We start from the raw sequence: 18202 nt of genomic DNA, 5'->3' as shown, positions 1-18202 counted from the left end.
ACGAGGATTAAAAGACTGATTACCTTAGGGGTTCCACCACATAAAGCATACGAATGGGGGAATTCTCGGAAGAAATACTGGAGAATCGCTTGTAGTCCAATCTTAAACAAAACCCTCCATAACTCCTATTGGAGAAATCGAGGGTTGAGAAGTCTAGCGGAACGATATGAATTTTTGCGTCAATCATCATAATTGAACCGCCGTATACCGAACGGTACGTACGGTGGTGTGAGAGGTCGGGGGTTAGTCACCCCCTCCTACTCGATTAGAAAACAATTGGAAAAAGAATATATATGGCAGGTGTAATCATATGGAACAAACACAACCATGGTGGAAAAAAAGCGTCGTTTATCAGATATATCCGAAAAGCTTCAATGATACTACTGGCGATGGAGTTGGCGATCTCAACGGAATCATTGAAAAGCTGGATTATCTTAAAAAGCTTGGGGTCGAAGTCATTTGGTTAACGCCCATTTATGACTCACCGCAAAGGGACAACGGCTATGACATTCGTGATTATTATAAAATTCATGAAGAGTATGGTACGATGGAGGATTTTGATACTTTACTTGATGAAGCTCATAAGCGGGATATTAAGATTATCATGGACATTGTCGTTAACCACACTTCGACTGAACATGAATGGTTTCAAGCCTCCCGCAGCTCCAAAAATAATCGTTTTCGGGACTATTATATTTGGAAGGATCCACTGCCTGGCCAAAAGGAACCGACTAACTGGCTTTCTAAATTTGGCGGATCTGCCTGGGAATATGATGAGGCAACAGGCCAATATTATTTGCATTTGTTTGATGTCACCCAAGCAGATTTAAATTGGGAAAATGAAGAGGTACGACGGGATGTCTATGAAATGATGCATTTCTGGTTTAAAAAAGGTGTGGACGGCTTCCGATTAGATGTTATTAATCTCATTTCTAAGGATCAAAGCTTCCCGGATGATGATGGCTCGATACCTCCAGGCGATGGCAGAAGATTTTATACAGACGGCCCTCGCATTCATGAGTTCATGAAAGAAATGAATCAAGAGGTCTTCTCCAAATATGACAGCATGACGGTAGGTGAAATGTCATCAACTACGATTGATAACTGTATTCGCTATACGAACCCGGAAAGTAAAGAATTAAGTATGACCTTTAATTTCCATCACCTTAAAGTAGACTATCCAAATGGTGAAAAATGGGCTGTTGCTGACTTTGACTTTTTAAAGCTAAAAGAGATTCTTTCCACATGGCAAATCGAAATGCATAAAGGCGGGGGCTGGAATGCTCTCTTTTGGTGCAATCACGATCAGCCGCGAATTGTTTCGAGATACGGCAATGACCAGGAGTATCATAAGGAATCAGCGAAAATGCTGGCTACGGCCATCCATATGATGCAGGGGACACCTTATATTTACCAAGGTGAGGAAATCGGAATGACGAATCCAAAGTTTGAATCCATCGATCAATACCGCGATGTGGAATCATTAAATATGTTTAAGATTATGAAAGACCAAGGGAAGACGGAAGATGAGATTCTGGAGATTTTGAGACACAAGTCACGTGATAATTCCCGTACGCCTGTACAATGGAATGATTCTCCAAACGCAGGTTTTACTTCTGGAACGCCATGGATCCCAGTGGCTAACAATTATAAAGAGATCAATGTCGAACAGGCATTGAATGATGAGGATTCGATTTTTTATCATTATCAAAAGCTAATCCGTATGCGAAAGGAATTGGATATTATTACCTTCGGGGATTACCAGCTCCTGATGGCAGATCACCCAGAATTGTTTGTTTACGTAAGAACAATGGGAAATGAGAAGCTTGTAGTGATTAATAATTTTTATGGAAAAGAAGTAACCTTTGAGGTTCCAGCCGAATTGGTGACAGAAAAAGAAAAGGCAGAGCTGATTCTTTCTAATTATAAGGATTCAGAACAAATCCTCCGAAATATGACGATCCGTCCGTATGAATCACTGGTATATCATATGAAATAAGAGTAAGTGGGGCAGTCTGGCAAAGAGACTGCCCCTCTCTAACTAAACCACCCCTTTTTCTTAAACCAGAGATACATGCCAAAGCCAATTAAAATCATGACAACAACAGTCAAGAAATAGCCGTAGCGCCAGGTTAATTCAGGCATATATTCAAAGTTCATGCCATAGACTCCTGCCAGAAAGGTTAAAGGCATAAAAATAGTAGTCACTAAGGTAAGTACCTTCATTACATGGTTCGTTTGATGGGAGTTTAGAGACATATAGCTGTCCCTTATATCATTCGTTATTTCTCGGTTAGACTCGATCATTTCAGCGAGCTTTAAAAGATGATCATGAATATCGGAGAAGTATTCCTTCCTTACATCTACTTTTAAAATTCTCGTTGAATTAATGATCCGGTATAATAAATCCCTCATCGGATGGACGGTATGCCGCAGAGTCAAAAGGTAATGACGGATCTCAAACAGTCTTTCCAGCAATTCTTGCATTCGGGTCCGGTCGACTTGATTTTCAATCTGATCAATTTCGTCCTCTAAAGAGTAGACAATCGGAAAATAATCATCGACAATTTTGTCTAGAATTTGGTGCAGAACGTAATAACTGTTCCATTCTTCCGGATTTGCTGCATGGAGGAACCGTCTCGTTACATCATTGACTTCAGGATTGCTATGTTCATGATATGTCACAATATAATGATCAGATATAAAAAAATTCAATTCCTCTTTTTCAAACGTGTCCGGATTTAATCGATGCGTAACGAGAAAATGATACCCATCATAATAATCTAGCTTAGGTCTCTGACGAATCGATATACAATCTTCTATTGCTAATGGATGAAAATGAAAGGTGTTTTCTAATTCAGCAATCTCCAGTTCGTTAGGCTGATTAAAATCAACCCAAAACCATTCAATATCGGACCGTTCTAATTCTTTTAGTGTGATACCAGAAATAATTTCTTTTTTTACAGTCCGAATCAGGACCTGAATCATATAAATATCCCCCCATCTTTACATGGGTTTCCCTTAATTTGAGTAAAACATTCAAAGTTACGTGGTACAATACGGGTAGGTGATGAAGTTGAAGGAAAGTAAATATGCTCCTATATACAGACATATCGTACAAGATATTCAAAGAGGGATTTATAAGACCAATGCGATTCTTCCCTCAGAAAACGAACTTTCCCAAAAGTTTGGAACTTCAAGAGAAACAATTCGAAAGGCGCTCAATTTATTGGCGCAAAATGGGTATATTCAAAAAATCAAAGGCAAGGGTTCAGTGGTTTTGGATATAAAAAAAATGAGTTTCCCCGTATCGGGGCTGGTTAGTTTTAAAGAACTGCAACAGTCATTGGGACGGGACACTGAAACCATTGTTTACGATTTTGGTTTAATTCACCCTGGTGAATTTCTGCAGCAGCAGCTTCAGGTAAAGCCTAATGCAGAGGTATGGAAGGTTATACGCGCTAGAAAAATACAAGGTGAACGTATTATTTTGGACCGGGACTTTCTTCTGAAGGAATATGTTCCCCTTTTAACCAAAGAAATATGTGAGCAATCGATTTATCAATATTTAGAGCAGGAATTAGAGCTGCACATCAGTTTTGCCAAAAAGGAGATCGTAGTTGAACCTTGTACGGATGAAGACCGCTCCTATTTAGATATTGAGGGGTTTGACCATATCGTGGTCGTTAAAAACTATGTATACTTAGAAGATGCTTCGCTTTTTCAGTATACCGAATCGAGACACCGTTTGGACAAGTTCAGATTTGTTGATTTTGCAAGAAGAACACATCGTTAAGAAGTTTCGTTAAAGTGCATTTCAGTTAGATTTTAGAAAAAAGATAAATGGTCTAGATTTACTGAATTGATGTGGTAAAGTAATAGTAGTGTATGGCCATTTTGAGATAAGGAGTTGAATTTTTATGAGTAGTCGATGTTGTAAAGAACCCGAACCCGATTCGATTAAAAGGGAAGTCATTTCCGAGCTATTCCTAAAAAAGCTTGAATGCATTCATAAAAATTCAAACTTTATCTGGCGCAGGTTTTATGACTTCCTTATAAAATAAGGAGGTTTTTAATTGTGTTGAAAATATACCTATCTAACGAACAAGGAGTACTTGAAGAACAGCAAGAAATTTCAAAAGGATGCTGGGTTCATTTAATCGCACCAACCGAAGAAGAAATTGAGGATATCCGAAGCAGAATGCAAATTCCAATAGAGTTTTTAAGAGATCCATTAGACGAAGAGGAACGTTCAAGGATCGAAAAAGACGGTGATCATATTCTGATTATCGTAAATGTTCCTTTGGTAACTGTGGATGAAAATGAGATTCCTATTTATGATACGATTCCACTCGGGATTATCATCGTTAACAATTGTTTTATTACCGTTTGTTTGAAAGATAATCCTATTTTCCATCTGTTTTCACAAAATAAAGTGAAAAATTTTTTCACGTATAAAAGAACTAGATTTGCTCTTCAGATCCTTTATTTAACAGCTACTTTTTATCTGAGATATCTAAAACAGATTAGCAAAAAGACAGATTTGATTGAAAATGAATTGCATCAATCTATGAAGAATAAGGAACTTTTTTCACTATTAAATTTAGAAAAGAGTCTGGTCTATTTTACAACCTCTTTAAAATCGAACAATATTGTGATGCAGAAAATGTTAAAGAGCAATTACTTGAAAATGTACGAGGATGATCAGGAGTTATTGGAAGATGTCATTATTGAAAATCAGCAGGCTATTGAGATGGCCGAAACACATACTTCGATATTAAGCGGTATGATGGATGCATTCGCCTCTGTTATTTCAAATAATGTAAACTTTGTGATGAAATTTTTGACGGCGATTACGATTATCATTGCATTGCCGACAATGGTGGCCAGTTTTTATGGGATGAACGTTCCGATACCATTTCAAAATCATGATTTCTCATTTTTCGTAGCTATTATTATTTCGATTATCTTATCTTTAATTACCACCTTGATTTTTTGGAAAAAAAGGTTCTTTTAAAGCATTAGAAAAAGGATGGATTAGCAGAACGTACTGCTTAATCCATCCTTTTTTCATCTTATCAGCATTCTTGATTATCTGGCCGCTTTTTGGATTTTATGAATAAATTTAAGGGAACGTCCAGTTCCAATCGCTACAGATTCGAGAGGGCTTGGAGCTAAATGAACAGGAACGACGATTTCTTGGGATAGCCATTCTTGCATTCCATTAATCAAGGCTCCGCCTCCAGTTAAAATCACGCCTCGATCCACAATATCACCGCTTAATTCTGGCGGGCTTGTTTCTAATGTAGCACGAATAACGTCTAAAATTTTCAAGAGGTTTTCTCTCATGGCTTCTTGGATTTCAGTAGAGTGGAGAGTAACCGTTTTTGGAAGCCCAGTCACAAGATTTCTACCGCGAACTTCCATCGTCATTTCAGTATGGTCAATGGGAGCATACCCAATTTCAATCTTGATTTTTTCAGCAGTCCGTTCTCCGATGAGGAGATTATATTTTTTTCTTACATATTGGATAATATCTTCGTCGAGCTTGTCCCCGCCGAGTCGAATCGAATTACAGGAAACCACACCGCCGAAGGAGATGATGGCTACCTCTGTAGTTCCTCCGCCAATATCGACAATAACGTTTGCGACCGGTTCATCTACTGGCAGGTCTGCTCCAATCGCAGCAGCAACCGGTTCTTCAATTAAATGAACTTGCTTTGCTCCGCAATTGCGAACAGCATCCTGAATCGCACGGCGTTCAACAGATGTTGAACCCGAAGGTGTGCAGACCACCACCGTAGGCTTACGTAAGGATACTCCCATTTTACGGCTTGCTTTTTTGAAAATCATTTTTAACATGCTGGTTGTTACATCATAATCTGCGATGACGCCATCCTTTAAAGGGCGGATTGCTACAATTCTTCCCGGTGTTTTTCCAATCATATTTTTCGCTTCCGTTCCGACAGCCAACACTTGTTTTGTTTCTAAGTCAATGGCTGCTACAGAAGGCTCATTTAATACAATTCCTTTACTTTTGCTATATACTAATATGTTAGCAGTACCTAAATCAATTCCAATCTCTGCATTCGCGAACATTTCCACTACACAACCTTTTCTTTTGCAGTTTTCAAGTACTCTATCTTTAATACAGTTCTATCAATAATACAGTTCTATCAGTAAGTTAGCATTTTTGGGGGTAAACTTCGATAGCAATTGTTGGAACTTTTTACAATGTCTATGAATTGAAACGCCTTATGGGGCAGCTTGTAATCAAATTGTAAAATATAAGTGAGAGGGAAGTACCTTTAAATGCAAAGGATACTTCTTGAACATTATTTGGTAAGATAGGAATAACATTGGTATATTACATTTTATAAACAAATATGAGGGTTGAGTTACATGACACGAAACCATGTCTTCCAGGTTTGTATTATAGCACTTTGCAGCTGCAGTGTTCTGTTTGTAATCGAACAGATATTAGATGTCAATTATTTTATCAAAACGGTTTCTAAAGTCTTTTTCTTTCTTGTAATTCCTATTTTGTATATTAGATATATATGTAAGCTGACTGTGAAGGAATCTTTTAATATACAGAAGGTAAGATGGAAAAGTGTAAGGCTGGGATTTTTGTTTGGCAGCCTGGCGTTTGGAATCATTCTGCTGACTTATTGGGTGTTGAGGAGTATCATCGATACAGACGCTATCATGTATGATTTGCAAGAGCGGTCAGGAATAACACCGGAAATTTTTATCTTTGTGGCTCTCTATATAACCTTTGGAAATTCACTGATGGAAGAATTTTATTTTCGGGGATTCCTCTTTCTAAATGTGTATAAAACAGGGTATAAAGTGTTTGCGCATGTGTTTTCCGCTTTTCTATTCGCGGTTTATCACACGGCGATCTTTGCTACATGGTTTTCATTTGAGCTGATGCTGCTGGCGCTGGCCGGTTTATTTATCGCTGGGATTCTATTTAATTGGCTCAATACGTACTCGCAAAACTTTTTAAACTCATGGATTTTTCATATAATGGCGGATATCGCAATCATATTAATTGGTCTTCATTTATATGGCATCCTTTAATTTTTTCGGGTGAAATCAGTTCTGTCCCTCTGTTATACTATGTGTTGGTAACTGGATGGATGAAGGAGATAAAGTACAATTTGAAATCTATATATAAATTGATTGAAGATCTTGAGGCTTCTGGTCTTTCCTATTCGATTGGCGGCAGCGGCTTGTTAAATAGCCTTGGCTTTTCAGTGCCAATGGGCGACTGGGATGTATTTGTCGACAGTGAAAAAAATAAAGTTTTAAGGGCGTTAAAACATTGGGAGGTTGAGGATAAATCAGTTGATTCTCACCCTTTGTTTAAGAGTGAATTTCTGCTTGGAGTTAAGGACACGGAATCTAAACCAATTGAAATAATAGGATATTTTAAAATAAAGACAGAGGACGGTCTTGTCCCATTGCCCTCAGCAGTGCATCATCGCTGGGAGAATATGAACATCGGTCATCCTGTTATTTGGTTTGTTGCGTATACTTTAATGGGCAGGACTGAAAAAGCCAGTCTATTAAGGCAATTCTTAGAGAAATATCCGCAGAATGATGAGTGGATTGAATTCTATTTGAGGATGCCTATTCCAAAGGAATTGAAAAGGATTCTTTTGGATTTATCCATTTAAAACTTACATAAGGGATGTTAAACATATGAAAACAATTGTATTAACGGGTGGAGGCACAACGGGACATGTGTCCGTTAATTTAACATTAATACCGCATTTACTTGAGCGTGGATGGAATATACATTATATCGGATCGAAAGGCGGAATCGAGGAAACTTTGATAAAAAAATATAATGAAGTCCACTATCATGCGATTTCAACTGGTAAGCTGAGACGCTATTGGAGCAAGGAAAATGTGAAGGACATGTTCCGTGTTGGGAAAGGAATTTTACAGGCTAAACGAATTTTGAAAAAGGTTAAGCCCAACATTGTTTTTTCGAAGGGCGGATTTGTCTCTGTTCCGGTTGTCCTAGCTGCCAAGTGGTCAAGAATTCCGATTATTACGCATGAGTCGGATATGACACCAGGGCTTGCAAATCGCATTGGCTTACCGTTTGCGACAAAGATTTGCTATACATTTGAGGATACAAAAAAGCATGTTCCCGAGGAAAAAGGGATATTTCTTGGAGCTGTGGTCAGGGATGAGCTGTTTAAAGGTTCAAGAGATAAAGGATTTGAACTGTCTGGTTTTTCTTCGCGAAAGCCGGTGATTTTAGTTACAGGCGGAAGCCAGGGCGCAAAGAGTATAAACGATTTTGTTAGAGATCACTTAGATGAACTGTTGCAAAGCTTTCAAATCATTCATCTTTGTGGAAAAGGTAAAAATGAGCGAAGTTTAGATGGAATTGAGGGCTATATTCAATATGAATATGTCACAGACGAACTCCCGCATTTATATGCGATATCAGATTTAGTTTTAACCAGAGCTGGATCTAATACCATTTTTGAATTATTGGCTTTGCGAAAGCCAATGATTTTAATTCCGCTGCCGGATACACAAAGCCGAGGGGACCAGATTCAAAATGCGGATTATTTTAAACGGCAGGGATATGCTGAAGTTATTAAGGATGAAAATTTAAAAGGAAAAGAAGCAGTCGAGCTTGTTAAGACAACATATGCGAATCGTTATCAGTATGTCGATGAGATGAGGAAACAGGCTGTACAGAATCCAACGGAAAAACTGTTGTCTTTAATTGAGGAATATAAGAAAAAGTAGGGACACCTCCATTGGCAGAAATTCGAATATACTCAATGATGAAAGAGGCTGACTTGATGAAACAGCGATTCAAGCGGGTTCATGAATGCTGGATGTTTGAGAAGCTGTTAACAAAATAGAATATGACTGAAAGGGCAGACACCCAGGGAATAGGGGCTGTCCTTTTTATATTTATTGGTAGTTTCTGATTTTGACAGGAACTTTTTTTAGTTTTAAAAAAGGAAGTTAGCTTAATGTTTGTCGTTGTGTTAACGGTAGCGTTGAGCCAAAGAAGGTTTGACGCCTTTTTATGGAAGTTATTGCAATAACGTTTTGGGACATGAAACCGATGGTTACAGAAAAAAGGAAGGGCTGACTTCGTGCTTCGATGCCAGCCAGTGTTAATCCATCTTTATTCCACTGTAAAGGCTGCAGAAATTTTATGATTATCCGGTAAACTTTCAATAACTCGATAGATTCCTTTTTCAAATCCTTTAAGTTCAACATCCTTGGAAAACGATTCACCTGTCTTTAATATAATTAACTGCAACGTTACAATTTGTTCAAATTCATATCGATTCCAGCGCTCGCCGTCCCATTTTTCAAACTCCACGCCATATCCGGTACCGATTTCAACCGTACCCAAATTTTTTAAGGTAACGTTCATAGTATCTCCTGAAGAATACAGGGTCTTATCAATATCGATTCTTGCATTTACCTCATTGTATGGGACAAAAATCCGATGATATTCTTGCTTGAGAACCTCATTTTTACTATTTAATGCAATTTGTTCAAGATAATAAGTGATATTTTCTTGTTCTGGGATATCGATCAGGAAATCGGGATCATTTCTATCGACTGTTTCTTCTAAGATTGTTTCGAATTGGTTTTCGGCTTCGTTAAACTTCAAAAATTTAACTTCATATCTGCCATCTCGCGGTAAAGAATCAGCATCTATTTCAAACTGATCACCAGTACGATAGAGGCGATGAGACGTTCGTTGAAAGGCTTCACGGTTTCGTTTTTCAAAAAAGATTGAATCCAATAAGTCCAAGTAAGATTGACTCCAATACGGAATAGCTGTATCCAATTTACCTTGGTCTACTTCCTTCAATTGCTGTGGGACATCGTTTGGAATTTTTCCTTTATTTTGTTCATCAACCGGTATTGCAGAACCACTATTGTTTAGTTCACCTGATCCACACCCGCTTATTAATAAAATGCACATAATGATAGTCATTGCTTTCTTCATTTCTTTCCCTCCCTACTAAATTAGTCTGACTAAAGAATGGATTGGTTACCTTATTTTACCCTCCAAAATAATCCATCGAGGTAAAAACGATTTATTTCTTTAAAATGCTTGCGTTAAAGTATTGCTTGATAAAAAATATAAGCAAGATTGTTACAACGTAGTGGGAATGATTATTAAAGAAGGAGGTGCAAAACGATGGATTTTGAAATGGTCATGCAGGAACTGGAGGCGCTCGGTAAGGAACGAATCAAAAAGACATACCTAAACAATGGTGCACACGAGCCGCTTTTTGGCGTGGCTACAGGCGCAATGAAGCCTCTCGCAAAGAAAATCAAGAAAAATCAGCCTTTGGCCGAGCAGCTTTACGCCACTGGGAACTACGATGCCATGTATTTTGCCGGCATTATTGCGGACCCAATGAAAATGACTGAGGCTGATTTTGATCGTTGGATAGATGCTGCGTATTTTTATATGCTGTCCGATTATGTCGTTGCAGTAACTTTGGCGGAAACCGATATTGCGCAAGTTGTCGCCGATAAATGGATCGCAAGTGGTGAAGAACTTAGAATGTCGGCAGGCTGGAGTTGTTACTGCTGGCTTTTGGGTAATCGCCCGGACGATGAATTTAGCACAAGCAAGATTGCCAGTATGCTTGATCAGGTGGAAAAAACGATTCACGATTCTCCAGATCGAACGAAATCAGCTATGAATAATTTTATCTACACAGTGGGGATTTCATTTTTGCCGCTCCATGAAAAGGCGCTGGAAACTGCAAAGGCAGTTGGCCCGGTTGAAGTCAGGCGAGGCAAGAAAAAGAGCAGTATCCTGATTGCTTCAGAAAATATTCAAAAGGATATAGATAGAGGGCAGCTTGGTTTCAAGCGCAAATATGTAAGGTGTTAGCATAGTTTGTGAGTGTAACTACGCTAACGCTAACGAGAGGTCAAGAGAATGTTGCTGACAAGGAAGGAACGAGGCTATTTGGCGATTGGGCGCTTTATGGAGTAACGAAAAAGAGCCCCATATCGCTATTTTTTTACAGAGGTATTGAGCTTTCACGACCTGTAAGAAGACGATTACCCAAGATAAAAAGCTTGATTCTTCAAGCTTTTTATTTTTGGGGGTTGAGACTGGTATGCAGAAGCCACGCCAGAAATGCCAAGCCATATGGTCAATGCATATGGAACGGTTCACGTGGCAGTTATATATGCTTTTAGCGGATCATGCTTTTTCCGTAGCATATAATGCATATGGTAAAACTTCAGTAGGACTCTCCACAACAATCCAGTTTATCACAGGCTTCCAAACCACAAGACCAAATCGTTGCCCGTGCAACATATGTAAGACGAACTGGGTAGATGCGCAGCGCCTTAAAGCATCAGGCGGACAGTTTCTGTGATTACGGCTGGAAATTGAATGAGATCGTTCTCGGGAACCAATATTAACCTGGCAATGCAGCAGCATTGCCGGGTTTTTTATGCTTAGCGACGGTCATTTTGTTAGGTGAATCAGGCTGTTTTAGCTTGATATGCCTAGCCTATGCTTTAAGAAATCTTACAATTCCTTGTACGTATTTTTCAATCGTCGAGAGGTTGCTGTTTTTTTAATAAAGTAGGGATATCCTTGGTGGATGTAAATACGAAACAGGGATAGTCGTTAGAATGAAGTATTTTGCAACCAAAAAATGACCAATACTTTTATTAATGGTAATAATAGTGTTTTCTCGTTTTTAGAGGTAAAAATACGGGTGAAAAAAAAGTAAGAGAATTAAGGAGAGATTGTAGTGACAAATAAAATATTTATGTTAATGACATTCATTGGAGTACCTCTCTCAATCATTGGAACACTTATGCATTGGTCCAGTATCATTCTATTTATTATTTACTGTCTAACCATTATCTCGTTGGCTAGCTATATGGGAAGAGCAACCGAAAGTTTGTCTATTGTAGCGGGACCAAGGATTGGCGGGCTGCTTAATGCTACTTTCGGTAATGCAGTTGAGTTAATTATTTCTATTGTTGCCTTGAAGGAAGGACTCATTGGTGTTGTTCTGGCCTCATTAACTGGCTCCGTTTTAGGAAACCTGCTCCTCGTAGGGGGGTTATCGTTTTTTATTGGGGGATTAAAATATAAGCGACAGGAATTTAATGTTTTTGATGCTAGGCATAATTCTGGCCTGTTGATGTTTGCAGTGATCATAGCCTTTGTTATACCGGATGTTTTTTCGATGAATATGGAGGAACCAAAAAAACTTACATTAAGCGTAGGGATATCCATTATACTGATTGTTCTTTATTTTGCAGCGCTTTTCTTCAAACTTGTTACCCACCGTGGTATTTTACAGAATGGCAATAAAAATTCCGTTGATGAAGAGGAACTCCCTGAATGGGGGAAAGGAAAAGCCATTGCGGTTCTCGCTGTGGCTACCGTTACTGTTGCTTATATCTCTGAGAATTTGGTACATACCTTTGAAGTAGTCGCAGAATCGTTTGGCTGGACTGAGATATTTATTGGTGTCATTATTGTGGCCATTGTAGGAAATGCAGCAGAACATGTATCAGCTGTATTAATGGCTTATAAAAATAAAATGGATATTGCTGTTGAAATTGCTATTGGCTCCACGATTCAAATAGCTATGTTCGTGCTGCCTGTTTTGGTCTTAATTTCTCTATTCTTCGATAGAGCAATGCCACTGTTATTCAGTTGGCAGGAACTGGTTGCAATGGCTTCTTCCGTTTTACTTATAGTTGTAATCTCTAATGACGGGGAATCGAACTGGTTTGAAGGTCTTACATTGTTAGCAGCCTATGTAATCATGGGGATTGGCTTTTTTCTATTATAAGAAACGCAGAAGTAGACCAATACTAGATCTGTTTTTAACAAAAAGAGACTCCGAGCTAAAAACTCAGAGACTCTTGATACAGATTTTTATGCTCATTTTCAGATTATTGTCCTTTGGAGCCAGCCCATATAAAGGACTTTTTATTCTATCATCTTCTAAAATTTGCGCTTCATCTGTAAAATCAAGTTTATATTTACATATTACTTTTCCACTTCTCATCCCAGAAAGTCCCGTTTTGACTAGACAAACGATTAAACTGTGAAGCAATGTAGTCATGCAATTCCTGACTAAAATAATAATCGTGAATCATCGTAATTTGGTCATCACTGGTTTCAATTCGAATAATCGTATTGAGGGCTTGATCATCCCTCCAAACGACAAAGGCTTGGTGTTCATCTATCAGTACCCAATCCCCTGACATAACAGCCGGATCCTTACTCCAATCTGCAAGGGAGGACTTCCTGATGATGGCTTTGCCATATTCGTGGGAAACACCGACAATATCCATTGTCGCCTGCTCGGCTAACAGAGCTGCTATTTTATCTGGATTCCTTTGATTAAACGCCTCCATATAGGCATTCATAAGGGGAGTGACAGGCTTGTTCGCTTCAATGGACGCTGAACTTTCTTGGTTTAAATTATCCTTTGCCCGCTTCATTAATGATTTTACCGCTCCTTCCGTGAGGGATAAGAATTCAGCTGCTTCTTTATTGGTAAAGCCAAAGCCCTTTGTTAAAATAAAGGCAGCTTGCTGAAGGTCGGTTAGCCGTTCGTTCATCCGCTGAAAGCCTTCCTCTATTTCCAAAGGATCGACGGTACTTTGCGCAGGAATGGTTTCAAATATTTCTTCTTTGACCGCTACAGAGCGTTTTTGTTTTTGCAGCGTGTTGATCCAGTTATTCGTCGCCATCCGAAACAAATAGGATTTAGGGGAGACAGCCTGATATAGATAATTCAGATGGGAAAATGATTTTAGTAAAGTATCCTGAAATAAGTCTTCTGCATCCCAGACATTTTTAGTGAGCTTCAAACAGTAGTCCCATAAAGGTTTTCTCAAATCCTTAATCCAAACCTCGAATTCCTTTCTGAGCTTTCTGCTTTCCTCAAACATTTGCATCTATGTAACCTCCTGTTTTAGTCATTCATATACAAGACAATCTGCCATGTAAAAAAGATACGGGTTACAGAAAATATTTTTTTGAAGATGAAACACAAGAACCGTCCCTCTGTTTCATATAAAAAGAGTTTGGCGGGCTGCACCAAACTCAGGTAAAAAATGCGGGGCTTAATCTTTGTACACAACAGCGGTTCCAGTGGCAATACACATCATCATGCCGTTTTGAACGGTTTCAAAATCAAGATCGACACCAATGACAGCATTGGCACCAAGTCTTCTAGCCTTTTCTTCCATTTCCTGGAGTGCAATTTCACGGCCTTCGGCTAGCTTGCTTTCATAGGCACCGCTGCGGCCGCCAATAATATCTGTAATTCCGGCTAAAAAGTCTCTCACTACGTTGGCGCCCATAATCGCTTCGCCGCTTACGATTCCAAGATAACGTTCAATTTCTTTTCCTTGTAATTGGGATGTTGTTGATACAATCATTCAATAATTCCTCCTCATTTTCGATATTTTATTTACGTTATGAACACTATTAAGTTTCGGTTATTCTAAAAAATTTTTTATAGAAACTTATACAGTTGCATTTACCTCAGCTGCCGGTTCAGAAGTTGTTTCGGTATCAGCATACTTAGGTAATTGGACCCCATAAAATGATCCGACAATGATTAGGGCAAGACCCACAATCCAATATAAGACTTCTATGCTAATGTAAGCAGGAAAGCTAACTGCAATGAAACCGAGCATTATACTTTGGGCGAGCATCGTTAATGGGCTGATCCAGCCTTGAACACGTCCCATCATTTTCGGGTCCACAATACTTGGCATCCAGCCTCCAATTCCCACGTTTACTAACGGAAGGACAAATCCGACACAGAAAAATAAAATTGCTAGCACCCAGAAGCTGGCGGCAAAGGCAGTTGCAAATGTAAAGCTTCCCGATAATAACAGACCAAGGATCGCCATTTTGTAGAGTTTCATCTTCTGTGCCCAAATCGAAGCAAGAAACCCTCCCAATAAAGCCCCTGCTCCAAATATAATTCCCACAATCGCTGATAATTCTTCATAGCTTTCAGGGGAAATCTTATATTTTAAGATAAAGAGGATCATCACTGAGAATCCGCCGTTAACAATTCCAAATAGGAAAAATCCGAAAATTAAGGTAAGCAATAATTTGTGCTTGAGAATGTAAATAAGTCCTTCTTTAAAATTTTGATAGATAAAGGAGTAATTAATATCTTTCAATGAATGGTTTCCATTTGGAAGCCGAACCGATTCGCTGATTGAGAGTTTCCGGATTAATATAGCACTAATCATAAACGTTGAAGCGTCAATGATGACGGCACCGTAAAGTCCAATCGTCCAATATAATACCACCCCAATTCCGCTTCCAAACAGCATAAAGAGGCTGTTAACCATTTGGTTGAGTCCTGCAGCTGTTGCATAATCCTCACTTTTTAGGATTCCCTGAATCATAGAATGCTCAGCAGGGAAGAAAAATTTCTGTATAGCACTTCGCAGGAACAGGATGAAAAATACGAACGGCATCCAGCCTGTTGTAATTGCGAGTAAAAGTGCAACCGAAAGTACGGCACAGATTAAATCACAGGAATAGGCTATTCTCTGCCGGTCTAGTTTATCCGCAAATACACCTACGAGAAAAAAGACAAAGAGGGTAGGAAGTGAATACATCATTTCTGTAATTGTGGCATAGACAGGCTGACTGGAAAATCGGTCAAGCAAATAAAGGGTAAAAGCAGTCATACCGATAATACTGCCAAGCTGTGATAGCACATTTGCTAAAAATAAATTGCGGTATGTTTCATTTTGAAATAATCCAAGTATTTTTTTCATCTAGACCCCTCCACATTCGATACCCTAATCATACCTATAGTCCCATTTAGCAGGGAAAGGGCTTAGGATGGGGGTGTTCTCCGTCTGGAGGATGATTTGTTGATTCGGATTTTTGTACATGAAACATTTAAAAAAAGAAAGACTATAAAAAATGGAAATATAAAGGGGGTTAACCATTGAAAAAGGCTTTTGGAACACTGCAAAAAGTAGGGAAAGCATTAATGCTGCCTGTTGCACTTCTTCCTGCAGCCGGTATTTTACTCGGTCTGGGAGCTACATTTAAAACAGAACAGTTTCTTGAAATTGCACCCGTCTTTCGGGGACCTGCCTTTCAATTTGCAGCCAATATTATGCAAAGTTCCGGAGATATCATATTTGGGAACCTTGCGCTCCTGTTTGCTGTAGGAGTGGCTATCGGTTTGGCGGGGGGTGACGGGGTAGCTGGTTTGGCTGCTATTGTCGGATTTTTAATCATGAACGTTACGATGGGGGTTATATTAGGGATTACCCCTGAAATGGTTGCCGATAATCAAGCCTATGCCAATGTCTTGGGGATTCCTACCCTTTCGACCGGGGTATTTGGCGGAATTATAGTTGGGCTCTTGGCTTATTATTTATTTCAAAAATTTTATAATATTGAACTCCCATCCTATTTAGGCTTTTTTGCGGAAAGAGGTTTGTACCTATCATAACGGCCGCGTCGGCGGTTTTACTCGGTGCGTTAATGACATTTATTTGGCCGCCTATTCAGGAAGGTTTAAATACATTTTCCAATACTTTATTAAATGCCAACCTAGCTTTGTCTGCCTTTATATTTGGCGTTATTGAGAGAGCATTAATTCCGTTTGGACTACATCATATTTTTTATGCGCCCTTTTGGTTTGAATTCGGCTCCTATGTCGATCAGGCAGGAGAGGTAGTAAGAGGAGATAACTTAATCTTTTTTGCCCAATTAAGGGACGGCGTTGAATTTACAGCCGGAACCTTTATGGTAGGGAAGTTTCCTTTTATGATGTTTGGTCTTCCTGCTGCTGCTCTTGCGATTTACCACGAAGCAAGACCCGAACGGAAAAAAGTCGTTGGCGGCATTATGGCTTCAGCAGCCCTTACGTCTTTTCTGACAGGAATAACTGAACCTATTGAATTTTCATTTTTATTTGTGGCTCCGCTGCTATTTGGAATCCATTGTATTTTCGCGGGTTTATCTTTTATGACGATGCAATTGTTAAATGTGAAAATAGGGATGACATTTTCAGGTGGTGTTATTGATTTTATACTATTCGGTGTGTTGCCTGGAAGAACGCCATGGTGGTGGGTCATTATCGTTGGCCTCGTGTTTTCCGTAATTTATTACTTAGGCTTTAGGTTTGCGATACGGACATTTCATTTAAAAACACCGGGGAGAGAAGAGGAAGACGAAGGGGCAGAGGATCAAACAAAACCAGCCGGTTCTAGCGAATTGGCCGCAAATATATTAGAAGCCATGGGCGGAAAAGAAAATATTGAAAACCTAGATGCATGTATTACGAGGCTAAGGGTTTCCGTGAATAATGTTGCAAGTGTTGATAAAGAACGATTAAAAAGATTAGGAGCAGCTGGAGTCCTTGAAATAGGGAATAATATTCAGGCGATTTTTGGTCCGCGCTCCGATCAAATTAAAGGCCAGATGAAGGATATTATGGAAGGAAAAACGCCAAGGCCGATGAGAGAGCCTGTTCATGCAGTGGAAGAGGTACAAGAACAGATTGAGGATGTCAATCCAGAAGCGCTGCAAAACCCAGTCGATCAGGAAGATAAAATAGTAGCACCGATGGAAGGAATCATCCATCCTTTAGAGGATGTTCCAGATGCTGTTTTTTCCCAAAAGATGATGGGTGATGGATTTGCTGTGGAGCCCATCTTGGGAATGGTGGTATCACCTGTAGACGGAAAAATTATAAATGTATTTCCGACTAAGCACGCAATCGGAATTCAATCGGTGACAGGTAAAGAAATTCTCGTCCATATCGGAATCAATACAGTAGAACTCAAGGGTGAGCCATTCGAGGTCTTTGTAAAAGAAGGAGATCAGGTTTCTGCAGGACAAAAAATTGCACAGGCCAATCTAACGATCATAAAAGAAAAAGCAACATCAACGATGACTCCGGTTATCTTTACGAATTTGGGGCCTCAGGAACGGGTTCAAATAAACAAACAGGGACATATAAAATTAAAGGACGAGAAGGTTGTAGAAATTGTAAGTGAATAAGGGGGCTTGTCAAGAAAAGTGTGTAAGTTATTCTAGATATTTCTTCACACGTTTCTTCAGGTGGTCGTGAACTAATAGTTGATTCATGATCATGGCCCATTGTTGGATGTGTCCACCTTCCCATTTCTT

Annotated in this window: 15 protein-coding genes and 2 pseudogenes; 11 read left to right on the top strand and 6 right to left on the bottom strand. The window is 39.2% G+C overall.

Annotated elements, in window-relative coordinates:
* Together MLE14_RS20015 and treC are read left to right on the top strand one after the other, a co-directional pair.
* A pseudogene (locus MLE14_RS20015) lies at nucleotides 1-192 on the top strand (group II intron reverse transcriptase/maturase); the annotation flags it as partial.
* A gap of 118 nt (nucleotides 193-310) precedes the next feature.
* Nucleotides 311-1999, top strand: coding sequence for an alpha,alpha-phosphotrehalase (treC, locus tag MLE14_RS20010; RefSeq protein WP_243300196.1), 1689 nt, complete (start codon nucleotides 311-313; stop codon nucleotides 1997-1999).
* A gap of 38 nt (nucleotides 2000-2037) precedes the next feature.
* Here treC and corA read toward each other — a convergent pair whose 3' ends face one another.
* On the bottom strand, nucleotides 2038-2988 hold the full coding sequence (gene corA, locus MLE14_RS20005; protein ID WP_243300195.1) for a magnesium/cobalt transporter CorA: 951 nt from the start codon (nucleotides 2986-2988) through the stop codon (nucleotides 2038-2040).
* Between the two features lie 88 nt (nucleotides 2989-3076).
* Between corA and treR the strand changes: the two genes are divergently transcribed.
* Together treR and MLE14_RS19995 are read left to right on the top strand one after the other, a co-directional pair.
* Nucleotides 3077-3796 (top strand): trehalose operon repressor, encoded by a 720-nt coding sequence (treR, locus tag MLE14_RS20000; protein WP_243300194.1) that lies wholly within the window; start codon nucleotides 3077-3079, stop codon nucleotides 3794-3796.
* A 282-nt stretch (nucleotides 3797-4078) separates the two neighbouring features.
* Nucleotides 4079-5017, top strand: a complete 939-nt coding sequence (locus tag MLE14_RS19995) for a magnesium transporter CorA family protein (RefSeq protein WP_243300193.1) — start codon at nucleotides 4079-4081, stop codon at nucleotides 5015-5017.
* 74 nt (nucleotides 5018-5091) lie between these two features.
* Here the strand turns inward: MLE14_RS19995 and mreBH are convergent, their stop codons facing one another.
* The gene (gene mreBH, locus MLE14_RS19990) at nucleotides 5092-6099 is read right to left on the bottom strand and encodes a rod-share determining protein MreBH (protein WP_243300197.1); all 1008 of its coding nucleotides are present in this window, start codon (nucleotides 6097-6099) and stop codon (nucleotides 5092-5094) included.
* A gap of 303 nt (nucleotides 6100-6402) precedes the next feature.
* Between mreBH and MLE14_RS19985 the strand changes: the two genes are divergently transcribed.
* The 3 genes from MLE14_RS19985 to MLE14_RS19975 all read left to right on the top strand — a co-directional run bounded on the left by MLE14_RS19985 (nucleotide 6403) and on the right by MLE14_RS19975 (nucleotide 8781).
* A complete protein-coding gene (locus MLE14_RS19985) occupies nucleotides 6403-7086 on the top strand; it encodes a CPBP family intramembrane glutamic endopeptidase (protein WP_243300192.1) in 684 nt (227 codons plus the stop codon).
* 80 nt (nucleotides 7087-7166) lie between these two features.
* Nucleotides 7167-7685 carry a hypothetical protein gene (locus MLE14_RS19980; RefSeq protein ID WP_243300191.1) on the top strand — a complete coding sequence of 173 codons (519 nt, stop codon included), beginning with the start codon at nucleotides 7167-7169 and terminating at the stop codon, nucleotides 7683-7685.
* Nucleotides 7686-7710: 25 nt separating this feature from the next.
* Nucleotides 7711-8781 (top strand): undecaprenyldiphospho-muramoylpentapeptide beta-N-acetylglucosaminyltransferase, encoded by a 1071-nt coding sequence (locus tag MLE14_RS19975; protein WP_243300190.1) that lies wholly within the window; start codon nucleotides 7711-7713, stop codon nucleotides 8779-8781.
* Nucleotides 8782-9172: 391 nt separating this feature from the next.
* On the opposite strand, the gene MLE14_RS19970 is transcribed toward MLE14_RS19975, so the two are convergent.
* Nucleotides 9173-10012, bottom strand: a complete 840-nt coding sequence (locus MLE14_RS19970) for an immunoglobulin-like domain-containing protein (RefSeq protein ID WP_243300189.1) — start codon at nucleotides 10010-10012, stop codon at nucleotides 9173-9175.
* 195 nt (nucleotides 10013-10207) lie between these two features.
* Between MLE14_RS19970 and MLE14_RS19965 the strand changes: the two genes are divergently transcribed.
* The 3 genes from MLE14_RS19965 (at nucleotide 10208) to cax (ending at nucleotide 12854) form a co-directional block, all read left to right on the top strand.
* Entirely contained in the window at nucleotides 10208-10915 is a 708-nt protein-coding gene (locus MLE14_RS19965) for a DNA alkylation repair protein (RefSeq protein ID WP_243300188.1), read from the top strand.
* Between the two features lie 232 nt (nucleotides 10916-11147).
* Entirely contained in the window at nucleotides 11148-11411 is a 264-nt protein-coding gene (locus MLE14_RS19960; RefSeq protein ID WP_243300187.1) for a hypothetical protein, read from the top strand.
* Nucleotides 11412-11795: 384 nt separating this feature from the next.
* Nucleotides 11796-12854, top strand: coding sequence for a calcium/proton exchanger (gene cax, locus MLE14_RS19955; protein WP_243300186.1), 1059 nt, complete (start codon nucleotides 11796-11798; stop codon nucleotides 12852-12854).
* A 193-nt stretch (nucleotides 12855-13047) separates the two neighbouring features.
* Here the strand turns inward: cax and MLE14_RS19950 are convergent, their stop codons facing one another.
* The 3 genes from MLE14_RS19950 to MLE14_RS19940 form a co-directional block, all read right to left on the bottom strand.
* Nucleotides 13048-13971 (bottom strand): sigma-70 family RNA polymerase sigma factor, encoded by a 924-nt coding sequence (locus tag MLE14_RS19950; protein ID WP_243300185.1) that lies wholly within the window; start codon nucleotides 13969-13971, stop codon nucleotides 13048-13050.
* A gap of 168 nt (nucleotides 13972-14139) precedes the next feature.
* A complete protein-coding gene (locus MLE14_RS19945) occupies nucleotides 14140-14457 on the bottom strand; it encodes a YbjQ family protein (RefSeq protein ID WP_243300184.1) in 318 nt (105 codons plus the stop codon).
* 87 nt (nucleotides 14458-14544) lie between these two features.
* Nucleotides 14545-15825 carry an MFS transporter gene (locus tag MLE14_RS19940; protein WP_243300183.1) on the bottom strand — a complete coding sequence of 427 codons (1281 nt, stop codon included), beginning with the start codon at nucleotides 15823-15825 and terminating at the stop codon, nucleotides 14545-14547.
* A 176-nt stretch (nucleotides 15826-16001) separates the two neighbouring features.
* Here MLE14_RS19940 and ptsG point away from each other — a divergent pair.
* Nucleotides 16002-18073 (top strand): annotated as a pseudogene (gene ptsG, locus MLE14_RS19935) (glucose-specific PTS transporter subunit IIBC).
* Nucleotides 18074-18202 lie beyond the last annotated feature (129 nt).

The organism is Bacillus litorisediminis (assembly GCF_022808645.1).
In the GTDB taxonomy this organism is placed as follows: Bacteria; Bacillota; Bacilli; order Bacillales; family JC228; genus Bacillus_BF; species Bacillus_BF litorisediminis.
Note: the sequence above shows the minus strand (reverse complement) of the source record. Positions and strands in the feature narration are given on the sequence as shown.

What these genes read in the sequence shown, in the direction of transcription:
- treC (WP_243300196.1), top strand. Translation starts at nt 311, where the DNA reads ATGGAACAAACACAACCATGGTGGAAAAAAAGCGTCGTTTATCAGATA.
- corA (WP_243300195.1), bottom strand. Translation starts at nt 2,988, where the DNA reads ATGATTCAGGTCCTGATTCGGACTGTAAAAAAAGAAATTATTTCTGGT.
- mreBH (WP_243300197.1), bottom strand. Translation starts at nt 6,099, where the DNA reads ATGTTCGCGAATGCAGAGATTGGAATTGATTTAGGTACTGCTAACATA.
- MLE14_RS19985 (WP_243300192.1), top strand. Translation starts at nt 6,403, where the DNA reads ATGACACGAAACCATGTCTTCCAGGTTTGTATTATAGCACTTTGCAGC.
- MLE14_RS19975 (WP_243300190.1), top strand. Translation starts at nt 7,711, where the DNA reads ATGAAAACAATTGTATTAACGGGTGGAGGCACAACGGGACATGTGTCC.
- MLE14_RS19970 (WP_243300189.1), bottom strand. Translation starts at nt 10,012, where the DNA reads ATGAAGAAAGCAATGACTATCATTATGTGCATTTTATTAATAAGCGGG.
- MLE14_RS19965 (WP_243300188.1), top strand. Translation starts at nt 10,208, where the DNA reads ATGGATTTTGAAATGGTCATGCAGGAACTGGAGGCGCTCGGTAAGGAA.
- MLE14_RS19960 (WP_243300187.1), top strand. Translation starts at nt 11,148, where the DNA reads ATGCAGAAGCCACGCCAGAAATGCCAAGCCATATGGTCAATGCATATG.
- MLE14_RS19950 (WP_243300185.1), bottom strand. Translation starts at nt 13,971, where the DNA reads ATGCAAATGTTTGAGGAAAGCAGAAAGCTCAGAAAGGAATTCGAGGTT.
- MLE14_RS19945 (WP_243300184.1), bottom strand. Translation starts at nt 14,457, where the DNA reads ATGATTGTATCAACAACATCCCAATTACAAGGAAAAGAAATTGAACGT.
- MLE14_RS19940 (WP_243300183.1), bottom strand. Translation starts at nt 15,825, where the DNA reads ATGAAAAAAATACTTGGATTATTTCAAAATGAAACATACCGCAATTTA.